This is a genomic window from Mesorhizobium sp. LNJC391B00, assembly GCF_000502535.1.
Lineage (GTDB): Bacteria > Pseudomonadota > Alphaproteobacteria > Rhizobiales > Rhizobiaceae > Mesorhizobium.
Window position 1 is genome coordinate 86435 of sequence record NZ_AYWI01000025.1, and the last position, 11607, is coordinate 98041.

At 58.7% G+C, this 11607-nt stretch carries 5 protein-coding genes; all 5 read right to left on the minus strand.

Annotated features, from left to right (window positions below):
* Nucleotide 1 precedes the first annotated feature (1 nt).
* Complete coding sequence (locus X750_RS134725; protein WP_023749007.1) at nucleotides 2-5563, minus strand: DEAD/DEAH box helicase; 5562 nt, start codon at nucleotides 5561-5563, stop codon at nucleotides 2-4.
* A 19-nt stretch (nucleotides 5564-5582) separates the two neighbouring features.
* Nucleotides 5583-6602 carry a hypothetical protein gene (locus X750_RS134720; protein ID WP_156932500.1) on the minus strand — a complete coding sequence of 340 codons (1020 nt, stop codon included), beginning with the start codon at nucleotides 6600-6602 and terminating at the stop codon, nucleotides 5583-5585.
* 52 nt (nucleotides 6603-6654) lie between these two features.
* Entirely contained in the window at nucleotides 6655-9504 is a 2850-nt protein-coding gene (locus tag X750_RS134715) for a hypothetical protein (RefSeq protein ID WP_023749009.1), read from the minus strand.
* A gap of 1023 nt (nucleotides 9505-10527) precedes the next feature.
* Complete coding sequence (locus X750_RS01000000163550) at nucleotides 10528-10737, minus strand: hypothetical protein (protein WP_084567222.1); 210 nt, start codon at nucleotides 10735-10737, stop codon at nucleotides 10528-10530.
* On the minus strand, nucleotides 10734-11387 hold the full coding sequence (locus X750_RS1000000165485; protein WP_084567223.1) for a toll/interleukin-1 receptor domain-containing protein: 654 nt from the start codon (nucleotides 11385-11387) through the stop codon (nucleotides 10734-10736). Before X750_RS1000000165485 ends, X750_RS01000000163550 begins: the two co-directional genes overlap by 4 nt.
* Nucleotides 11388-11607 lie beyond the last annotated feature (220 nt).

The window sequence follows — 11607 nt, forward strand, 5'->3', positions numbered from 1 at the left end:
TCTAAGTGCCGATTTGCGACTGCACCGACCGCGTGGCTGCTGGCAAATTGCCCCGGACGAGCAATTCGTTAATCGGAATGACCTCGATACCGTCCCACGTCTCCCACAGTTTGGCGATGGCCGGATCGGCGGGGTGGTCGGTGGTGAGAGCGCCAGACAAGGCGATTGCGAAGCGTCGCCCACCAGGCAGTGTTGCGAGGATGGGGATCGACACGTCACCCAGCTCCGGGACCGAGACGTTCTTGTTCAATTCGAATATTGTGCCGTCCGATTGCCGCTCAAGATCCTGCTTTAGCAACTCGGTGGATGCCTTGATCCGACGCCGGTTGAACGGCTGCATCTCGCCCGTGATCAGATATTCGAGCAACTCAGCTCCAACGTGGCGATCAAGGAGCCCGTGTTCGAACTTGTTTTTAAAGCTGCGCAGGCAGCGATAGCACGAGCCGTCGCAGGCTTCCGGGCAGGTTTTCATCAGCGATAGGGCGCGCTGGAGCAACTCATCACCTTTATCAGCGAGTTGACCCGAGAAGCCCGCCCCACCGGGCAGCGTGTCGTAAAGAAAGATCTCGGCCTCGAGCCCGTTTCGTCCTGCGGGTGTCAGTGCTGGCCGGTATTCGGCCATCAACTCGCCGGCCTCGATCTCCAGCATATGGCACGCTGCCTTCGCAACCGCTTCGCTCACTGTTCGAAGTGCAACGTCCGTGGGGTAGAAGCCGGGCTTAAGCTTTAGCGGCGCCGCGACCCGCAGCGAGAAAAGCGCTATGTCGGTGATAAAGTCTGTGCCGAGCACCAGGTGGCGCGTAGTTCCACTGCCCGCGCAATTCGGCTCCTTCTCATCTGGATATGGCTTGGGGTGTTGGCCCATCATCGCTGCCGATCCTTCGGCTGAGGCCTCGATCCGACCGCACTTCGTGCAGTAATTGTATCCGTCTTTCTTTGGTCCGGTGTTTGACACCAGTAGATGGGTCCGATCAGGCATCACCCGAACGCGATCATTGACCGCTATCCATTTCTCCTCATCAGATGGCGTCGGCATCGTCAGCTTGGCCCGCGTGGCATAGGCCGTCTCTGGCATGTCGTCCGGAGAAGTGAGTTCCTCTTCATAGATAGGATGAGCGAAGCCGGGCGGGCGAAGCCAGTAATGTGTGGGTCCGAACGACCCCTCGGCGCCACAAGCATGGCAGTCGTGCACCGCGCCTTGCTGGAGGCTGCTGTCGATCGGCACAGTTTCGGCGAAGCTGCATTCGGAGCATTCACGGTAGAGGCGGCGATTCTGCCAAGCGTCAAACCGGTCGTCCGCCATGGGCGAGTAGATCGCGCCAGACGTATAGCATTTGCCCGAAATCCAGACCTGCTTTCCAGGCGCATATTGGGACAATGCTATAGGGAGCCCCTGTGAAGGTGCGAACTTCATGATCGGGCGATACGAGGTAGAGCGGTCGATATCGAAGACGTTGAACGTAGCGACGTCCGTCGGAAAGGCATATCGCGGTAGGACGCCTTTGTAGAGCAGCCGGTCCAACAGCTTGCCCGTGAGCGCTTTCTGGGGTGGGCTCTCTTCTCCTTCCTCAGGAGGAACTTCCTCGCCGCTGGCGCTCTCGCCATCCGCGTCCTCCGTTTCCTGAGCGAATTTCTGGCCGGCTAAACTTGTGGCACCAAGTGCGCTATCGACTGCGTTCAGGCAGTCGACGACCATTTCATCGAGAAGCATTTTCCGGTCCGCATCGCTTAGTTGGTGAGGAATCCAAGACGAAACCCGTTTGCGAAGAACTGTCGCGTTCGCGTGGAGCCAGGTTGCAAAGTCGTCGCGGTTGAGCACCGCAGTCGCAGTCTGGAAATCCTCGACTGAGCCCAGAACCGAAAACAGGTCGGGATTGGCGCTGGGGTCAAATGCGGGAATCTTCTCCTGGTGATAGCCCTGAAGAAGATAGGCCCGGACATGGCGTTGGACGATGTCAGCGTTGTCGAGTGTCAGTTTCGGATCGACAACCGGTCCGGCGATCATCGCCTCAGGCTCGCTGAAATAGTGTTCGTCGTGGCTGTCGGCGCTGCCGAAGGCCACAACCGTGGCAACGGCGTTACCGCGACGCCCGGCGCGCCCCGCTCGCTGCTGGTAGTTTGCACGGCCCGGTGGCATGTTGCGCAATGCGACGCCTGACAGGGCGCCAATGTCGATACCGACCTCCATCGTCGTGGTGCTCGATAGAACATCGATCGCCGTAGCGCGCTTGGCGCCTGCCCCCCACGTCAACTCCACGTCCTGGAAGAGGAGTTCGTTCTCTTCGGCTTTCGAGAAGACGTCCTCACTCTGAGGCGCATTCAATTGTGCCGTGTGCTCCGCAGCGATCAGCGCCATTGGCGCCCGGGTCGGATCCATGAGTGCCGCGACGACCGGCGCGCGATAGTAGCCCTTGCGCGCGACGAAAACCGCATCGTCGACCGGATCAAGTTTTGCTACCAAGTGGCTTCCGCAATCGAGACAATGGGGTAATGTGGGCACGGGCCGATGCACAGACCGGCACGCACCGCAGCGCATCCAATCGCCGGTGAGTTGCAGCGACAGATTCTTGCCCGAGAGGCGCTTAAACCCGCTTTCCATTTCGGCAGTGAAGATAGTCATCAAGGCGGGCTGCCAAGTCTTGTCGAATGCCTTGTAAGCCAAACTGTCGGGCAGCACCTTTCTCATTGCCTGGAACGAGCCTTTTTGCGCTCGAACGCTCGTTCCGCGGCCTTTGCGCTTATACCAAGAGGTCGGCATCGAGTTCAGCCAGAAGCCGGCCGAACGCCAGCAGCGCAGCCACGCCCGCGCAAGGGCGATTTTGTCCTCATTGGTTTCCGCGACGCCCGGGATGGAAGGGAGCGCGTGAATGTCCTTGACCTTGTTCGCGCTTTCGCACAATGACGCGAGTGCAAGCGCTTCCAGGCCAAGGTATCTATCCTTCACCGTCTTCACGATGTCATCGAGGAGAGATTCCGGCGGAGTATCGCTGCGAACTTCCATCCAAAGCAGTTGCAGAGCCGTGTCGTCTGCAAGAGCACCTTGGGCGACTGCATGTTCAACAGTTGTTTCTGCCGCGAAAGTTTCTCCCGCCTTCAACTCCGGGCGTAACCTGACGCCCAGACCCTTAGAGGCCAGGAGGACCGCTAGGTAGAGGTCCTCCAGATTGAGCATTGTCCGGATCATCGACTGCTGGTGAAGCTTGTCAAAGCCCCAAACAATCAGCGAACGCAGGGAATCGCGGACTGAATACATTTGAAGGTTGGGCGCAAGGCGTGCCGCGACTTGACGGGAATCCGAGAAGACTAGGACCTTCCGGCCTCGCAAGGGTGCGAACGATGATTGCGCCTGTGGCCCGGGCGGCTGAACCTGAATCTGCCGGGACACCAAGGCCTGGAAAGGCTGATCTCCCTTCGTTTGGTGATCTTGGATGGATGTGCGGCCAAATGTTGCGCTCTCGCCGCAGACGGCGCATGGGGTAAATTGTCCCCGAACTTCCGCTCGCGTGTCCGCCTCGCCATCGTCATCCACAGCCGGAGTGATGCGGTCCCTTCGAATATGTACGGAGCGCGTCCTCGGCCCCAGCACTTGCGGATTCAGTCGGCCCGTCTGCAGGTCATAGTCGGCAACCTCGGCAAGTTCGGATATGCGCGGCTCCTCCAGTAGGAGATCAAGATCTAGAAGCGGCGCCGTTTCGCCGCCCGGCATCCGCAGCCGGCGTCCTGGCTCGGACCAGAGCGCGTTGGGACTGTCGACGTCATCGGAGTGCGCTCTTGCATGCGCCGCACCGCAATTTCTACAGGTATAGAGTTGCAACACGCGTGCGCCGCACCCACAGACTTCCCTCGGCTGGCTATACATTCGACCGCAGATCCCGGACCGCTCGGCCTCGGTGATTTCGGCGCAGTCTTGGTCCATGCACACCCAAAGACCCGGTAAACCTCGATAAAAATTGTGTACGCGGCAAGGAAGGAGGCCCGACGCATCAGGGGATGCTCGGGCCACACTTCCCAACGCCAGCAAAGCCGTCACCGCTGCGTCGGCGATTTCCAGCGAGTCGGGGAAAAGTTCGATGCCAAGGCTCGCGACCGGCCTCGCGGCCTTCATGGTAGTGTTCACCATTAGCCCAAGCGGAGCAAACGTCTCCAATGCATCGAAGAGGTCCTTTTCTGCTCCGGCCCCGCCCTCTACGCCTCGGTGCTGCAGGAGCGGAGCGATGGCCGCGATTCGTTCGTCCTCGTCGGGCGAATAGAAATTCGCTAGATCGATTGACGCTAGGACAGATGCATCGGCGCTGTTGCCGGCTGCCGCGTGAGCGCACAGATCGAGGTCGCCCGTGATGGGCTCGAAGTTGGCTGCCTGCACACCGGACAACTGTGATCCGAATTCCTTTGCATATTCGGGGTCGCTGAAGCTAGCCGTGGCGCAGATGATCTGGAACCGCTCAGTCGGGATGCCTAGGCGATCTCTGAGCCGACGCAGAAGCAATCCGACTTCGGCTCCCGCCGCGCCGCGATACAGGTGGGCTTCATCGAGGACCACGGTCATCTTTTCATCGGGATTGGCCGTGAGCCAGGCGCGCGTCCCGTCGAAAATCGAGCGCTCAATAGGCCGCATAAGCATGTATTCGAGCATTGAATAGTTCGTTACCAGTAGGTCTGGCGCAGCATCCTGAACCTCGTGCCGAGTGATCAACTCGGCGTCCTCGGGCAAGGTGACAGCACGCAGAAACTCCCCCGTCTTCCGATCGATCCAAGGGCTTCCTTTGGCGCCGAACCATTTTTCGAGATCGGGTTTGGCCGGCCATTTTCCTCGCGACTTCAATTGACCCAGCAGTTCCTGCGCCTTGACCTGCTCTTCGCTCGGTGGACCCGAGGCCTGACGCTCTATCTCGACATAAAAGCTCTCGAAAGAGGCCAGCTTTTTGCCATCCTTCTTCGCGGTCCTCACACCGGCGTAAGGCGTCCTGCTGGTGTAGCGCGCAAACGTTGGTGTGCGGGCGGCCCAGCCGTTGAAGTGATCTGCAAGCCGAGGGTCGCCGAAGATTGCTCGGAGACGGCCTAGCTGATCATTTACGAGCGCGTTCATCGGATAGAGAAGCAGCGCACGCATCGCCCGCTGTTGACCAAATGCTTGTGGTCGCTCTGAAGCTTCACGTGCGAACTTGCCCAAGATCGGCAACAAGAAGGATTCGGTCTTGCCCGAGCCCGTTCCGGTCATGATGACAAGATTCTTGCCGTCGATAAGCGCATGCCGGATAGCGTCGCCCTGGTGCCGATACGGTGGATCGAACAGCAGACGAGGTTGGCCGTCCTGCGCTTTCGATAGGGCTTCATAGACGCTGAGGGCCGCCGCGGAGAGGCCTTGCATCTCCTTGAACCGTTGGCCCTGTTGATACTTCGGCGTCGATTCGAGAAACGGGACCTGGTGCGTTACGCCCACGCGGTTCAGCAAAGCGCGGCGATGGCCGATCAAGGTGGCGTCGCCGATGTGATAAGTTGCCTCTATGTATTCTTTAAGCGAGGCGTGAAGATGATCAATAGTTTCCTGAATTGTTCTTGTCATATTTCTTAGTCTCTCTCACTCACGCGTCCGCACGGTCAAGAAATAGGTGGTCACGAAGGAACTGCTCTTCGGAATTCAAGTCTTTTTCGGGGAGTAGGAATGACAGCAGGCAGGCCCTTGGCTCGGCCTGCTCTCCGATAGTGGATAGCCGACGCCGCGCCCAGTCGGGGATCGGCGAGAAGAAATCTATCCTCGCCACCTCTTTGGAAACCTCGACGCTGAACCTTTGTGCATTTCCGGCCAACGAATCGATCGCCATCTGCACACGCCACGCCATGTCGCAGCCGCGCCAGCGAAGACCAGGCGGAGGGAAATCGATCAGTTTCGCCGGCTTTCCCTCCCGCAACTCGGCATAACCCCAAAGATCGGCGCCATAAGCCTGAGCGCGACGCACGATGAACCGACCGCTCTGGGATATAGGGGCACCCCACCGATCCCTGTAGCGCCGAGCGTTGCGGGTATGGTCGAGGATTCGAAGGTCCACAATTTCCCCGCACGGCCCTTGTGCCGATAACTTCGCATCAAGGTCCCTAAGAACTGTCGTCTCCGACTGCACTTTCGGGTGACGGAGCCAGCTTTCCATTGAAAGCTCACGCAGTCCCATCCCTCGAAGTGTAGTCTCAAGGGCTTCCAATGGCGTGGGATCGATGGATCTTGCTACGCCTCGATATTTGATCCGAATCCGCAATTCGACAGGCAACGGCGTGGCCTCGTCTGCAGAGACGCCAAGGAGGAACGCGCTACCAGCGGGGTGCGGCACGAATGAAGGCGGAGCTGTAAAAACCCATGTGCTCTTCACGGTCTCATCAAGCGTGGTGACATCGCTCAGTTCCAAAAGATCGCCGATGGCGACGAGGGATTCCAAGACGCTCTCAATGCGGTCGAGCAATCCATTGTCGATTTGCTTAATGAAGCGATGGCTGTCCACCATCGATCCGATTAGCGTCTTCGGCGAGCAAGGGCACATAAAGCCTGCCAAGCGCCGTAGAGATGCAGCGATGTAGATATCATCGATCTCGCCAGATGTGGGCAAACCCAACGACTTTCTCGCGGTTGCGAGAACGTCGGCGTCGGTAACTACGGATATCAAATCACTTCCCCCCGCAGGTCATATCAGGAAGAATCCGTCGGCCCGGCCTCGCCAAGGACAGCAAACGCGCACCTCGAACAACTTCGGGGTGTTCGCGGATTTCTGCTACGTAGCGGTTGACGGTTGCACCATCCCAGGTCAGCCCCGCCTCGATCCCCTCCCACAGTTCAAGGGCCGCTTTGCACGCATTGCTGTTTGCAAGGCCATAGCGCATAGCCAATTTCGTAAATTCGGCGAGGCGATCGGAAGACGGCATACCGCGAAGCAGAACAGCTTCTCGATTAAGATTAAGTGCGAAGGCAGACCTACCTCCGATGCGGCTAGACAGCCTGGTTAGATCGCCACCATTTCTTGGCGACCTAAGATAATCAGCTTCGGCCGTGGCCCATCCGGGGCCGCAAAAAATACTGACCAGATGCTGCTTGAGCTTCTGCAAAACTCGTTCTCTACGTTCGAATGCTAGTGGTCCAACGAGCCGAGCGGTCGCCCACCTCTCCAACAAGCGAAGAAGGGGGTTCACAGCTCCTTCGCCGCGCGGCAAATTGTCGATGCTTGGCTCAATCAAGAGGCCAGCGAAACCGCCATCCACCTTGGGCATGCTGACGACCAATGACTGCCGCTGGTTGGGATAGCTGGCAACGAAGAGCCCTCCAGGTGTTGTAGGTATGAAGTCCGTTTTGATCCGCGCAGGCTCTATTGGAACTTCAACCGCCGGGCGCGAGAAGGAGTGAAATCTTACAGACAACGGGTGGTCGCCCTCGTAGTCGTCGATTAACCGCAGGATGGTCCCTCTGTTGTTCTTGTGGCAAGCCCATCGGAGTGGTGCAATCTCGCGGTGTAGTGGAATTCGATAGCTCCCCAATTCGTCGCTCTCGATCACCAGGTTGCCTGAACTGGCCGCGAGATACCCCCAGGGATCCGATTCTTTGAGTGAGAATGCATCGGAAGCGCGACGCCAACTGTCGTCACTCATTGGAAGCGACAAATCCGCAACTTGTTCCGTAGCGAGCTTGTTGCCGGCTCCATCCATTAGCTCGACGCCGATGTTGATCCGGTGGCCGGCGGGACCAACCACTTGAAGCTTTGTGTCGCCCTCCCAAAATTGGTCAAGACTTGGTTCCGGAGGCTCGAGGGTAGCGACGAGCCCTGCGTGGCCAGTCGTACCGCTGACCCACGGTCGCGGTGTCCGCACCACCAGAGTTACGCGGCCTTCAATCAGAGGCTGATCTATAATTCCGGTGGCGCCGGGGTCCTGTTTCGATCGCACCAGCAGAGAATGTTTTCCGATCGGCAGAGGTGGTAGCTTGATGAAAACTGCTTCCCCGGGTGCCGCCGCCGGCACATTCGCGCTCGGTCCGCCGTTTATCTGCACCTCGAACCCGCTGACGGGGTGGTCGTGATTAAGGCCGAAGCACGGCCTCTCGCCCTCCAGCCATTCCGTGAACCCTTCACCGTCCCAGTTCCTGGCTCCAAGACCTGCGGGCCAGATTCTCACGGTCTGAGCGACCGACAGCCAGACTGACTTCAGTTCGGCAATTTGCTTGGTAGTGAGATGATCCGGTAAGGTCAGGCGTTGCGCTACAACTCCCTCACATTTGATCGACGTTGGTTGGCTCAGCGACAGGGCTGGGGGCAGAGTGCGAGAGACAAGGATGTAGCTATTGCCTGGCCGTACCAAACGGCCGACGATCTCGTGCGCGAGGCCGTCGGACCCGATGCGAAACACCCAAAGTGGCCCCGATGTGATCCGTCCGTCACTCTGGAGCAGATGGTCGAGCGCTGCGTTCGCGTGATCAAATTGTACAATGGGCCGATCGGTTCTGGGCCATGACGACAGCACTCGCCGTTGCTGACCGGCCAGCAGCCAGCCCGCAGGGAGCAGGCCAACGGACCCGGCTATCGAACAACGGGTCCGCCGTAGAAACTGGCTCAGGTCAGGGGTGAGTTCCGCAACGTCACGCAGGCTCGGCAACTCCAGAACTGCGGTCCACTCTTCGGTGGCAGTTCTCCGAAGCACCAGGCTTGGGCGGATCGGGAGGCTCTGACTTTTCGCCGGCTGAAGCCCAACCTTTTGTGCGCTCGGTGAGTGTGTGTCTGACCGAGCCGCACCCTTCAATTTGACGCTATCGACAACTCGCCGGGTGTCGTGGAGCCACTCGCGCGCGTTGCGAGTCCGTTGGAGATCGCCGACGATACGTGCCAGCGTGGGCGGGTGGATGGACTGTTGGACTTCGTCCGAGCGCCCACCTAAAAGAGCCAAGACGATTCGGCCCGCTATCTCTTCCTGCTCCAGGAAGTTTCGGAAGCGCGAGCTAGTATCGTATGACGCCCTGGCAATGTATCGACCGATTTCGGCAGGCGATTCGTTAACGCGCGCCGCGATCTGATAGCGGAGAGCATAGAGTGCTCGCGCCAATTGATACTGGAGATCTTTAGGCAGTAGGGCATGGGTAATCGGCCATGCAATAATCGAAAACCACTCTGCCCAAGGACCGGTGGGCTTCAGTCCGTTATAGATCTTGTGGAATTTCAAGAACCATCCGCGAAGCGATCGGCGGTCGGCACGCAGCGTCCAATATGGCGATCGGCTCTCGAACGTCGTCCAATATTCATCGCCATCATAATCATAACCCTGCTCGGCGGCGTATACCACCCAGACGAGCCAGTGATCGCTCAGTCGTCCGCCATCACGCAGGCGCTCATTCAGTAGAGTTGAAATGTGTGTCAATTCACTGTGTTCGAGCCCGTGTTCAAAAGCGAACACCGGTAGGTTTTGTTCACGTCGAGCGCCCTCGAGCGTGGCAAAATGCCTCTCCAATCTCTTCTGCCAATGATCAAGATCGCCGGTCATCGCGACAACTTGGCTAGGAGCGCGAGATCAACCTGAACCGCCGCAAAGGCAGATGCACACTCCATCCGACGCTGAATTTCATTCCTCCCCCAAATAAGGCCCGACTCTGGAGTCAGACCTTCCCCAATATCTATTACATCGCTTTAGGAGGGGGATTGCAACCAGCCAGCAACTCAAACGCTGCCCTAGACGGCATTCAAGAAAAACTAACGCGCTCCGCGCGTATTCTCCGATGATTCTGCAGTCCAGGGTTACTCCTCTGCCGGGTCAGGCGTTTGCAAACTCACGCCCTGAATCCAGTGGGCGCGGTCCCTTTTGCGCTCGTGTAACCCTCGGTGACGATCCCTTACCTGACAGAAGGTTCTTAAGGCGATGCTCGATCACCGCTGGCTTGTCGCCCAGGAGAACAAAAAGCGAAATCACGTTACACCAGGGTATGGTTTGGGGGCAGAAATGGGGTCGCGTTACACAAAAAACCCAATCAGTTCAATGCTCGTGGAATTCCGAAGCGGGGCTCCAGATGCCAGAGCTCCTTGCATCGGAGCGGAATCGCCCGGTTGATCGGACGCGGGCTCCCAGCCGCGCCTATTCCTGGGATTATCCCTAGGACCGCCAACGTGCCCTCAACTGACGAGACTGCCATCACTGGAGGAGTGTCTTCTGCGGACGGAGTGGGGTCCTGTCCGTGCAAACAGCATTTCACACTTAAAGCGCCTCAAATGAATTTCAGGGCTTTTAACCGTGTTGCTTAGCCGCCACCGATGTCCGGAAGTTGCAAATTGTCTGACATTTGAGCGGTAGGCGTGAGATTTACGAAGTGCTCTTCGGTTCAATGAACCTGAAAAGTCGAACACAGGCAGAACAACATGCCTAAAACGTCATATTGCGAAGTGCTCTTTTCCCGGATTTCCAAGGGGTTCAGGGGGGAGCCGGCTGTTTACACCGAAGATGTCGGCGGTTCGAGCCCGTCATCGCCCACCACTCAATTTCTTGATAAATCGGTGCTTGCCCGGAGTTACGGTCTCATATCCGGTTGTATGCGTTGTCGGCATTCTGCTTCCTGGCCTTGTCGCGTTCGAAAGGGGTGACGCAGACCAAGTCGCTCTCGAACGCTTCACGCCAGACGTAGCCGTCGCGGCAGGTGCTGTCGCCGTAAGGTCCGCCGGTCGGCGAACGATTGTTGCGGGCATTGGCATTCTGCGCCTGCACCTCGCCGTAGTCGGCAGGACTCACGCACACGCTGTCGCCGAAGATCGCCGATCGCCAGACGAATCCTTCCTTGCACCCTTTGGCCTCGATCGCTGCGGGCTCGATAGGCGACGGCAAAGGGGAGGGCCTCGGCCACAACGCCACCGTTGTCCCGCCGATGCCGAGCGCGATCGTCGCGACCAGCCCGTACAGCAGCCAGAGCCTCGGCCGCCGCGCCGCTGGCTCGCTATCGCCGACGCAATCGCCGCCATATCGTCGTTGAAGCGCTCGTGGCGGACCTCCATGGCTTGACGCTTGGCCAAGTCCTGCAGATCGGGTGGCAAGGCGCTTTTCTTTGGCATGCTGGCGCCGTTGACGAGCACGGGGATGACGCGCACCCCAGCCTGGAGTGCCGTACGGATCTCCTTGCGCACGAAGTCGTCGGGGGACTCCAGCCGAACCTGGCCCTGCTCATCGGTAAGCGCGGCCCACTGCGGCCCCACGATCGCCAGCATGATTTTGCAGCTGGCCAAACTGCGGGCAAGCGCCACCTCAAAGTCATCGCCGGGGTTGAGCTTGTCGACGTCCATGAAGATGGATGCATCAGGAAGCGCGCGGTTCAGATTATCGTAGACGCGGCCCGCCACGCCGGAATCGGTCTGCCGTCGGTAGTTGATGAATACGTCGCCAAGCAAGGCCTGCCTCTTCCCACATCAACGAGAAGGCCCCAAAGTAGCATGAGCGGTGACCTCGCAGCTAGTCTGGCGACAGACTGGCCATTACTGCGGATGCAGTCCGTTTCACGTCTCGCCAGAGGACACATGCACCGGCCCTTCGCGGTTGTGTGCGTCAAGTTCTGCAAAATGGGGCGGCCATGATGCTGGTCATGCGGCTTGGCGCAGAGCGAGCTTCTTG

Coding starts and splice junctions, on each gene's coding strand:
- X750_RS134725 (WP_023749007.1), bottom strand. CDS start 5,563: ATGACAAGAACAATTCAGGAAACTATTGATCATCTTCACGCCTCGCTT.
- X750_RS134715 (WP_023749009.1), bottom strand. CDS start 9,504: ATGACCGGCGATCTTGATCATTGGCAGAAGAGATTGGAGAGGCATTTT.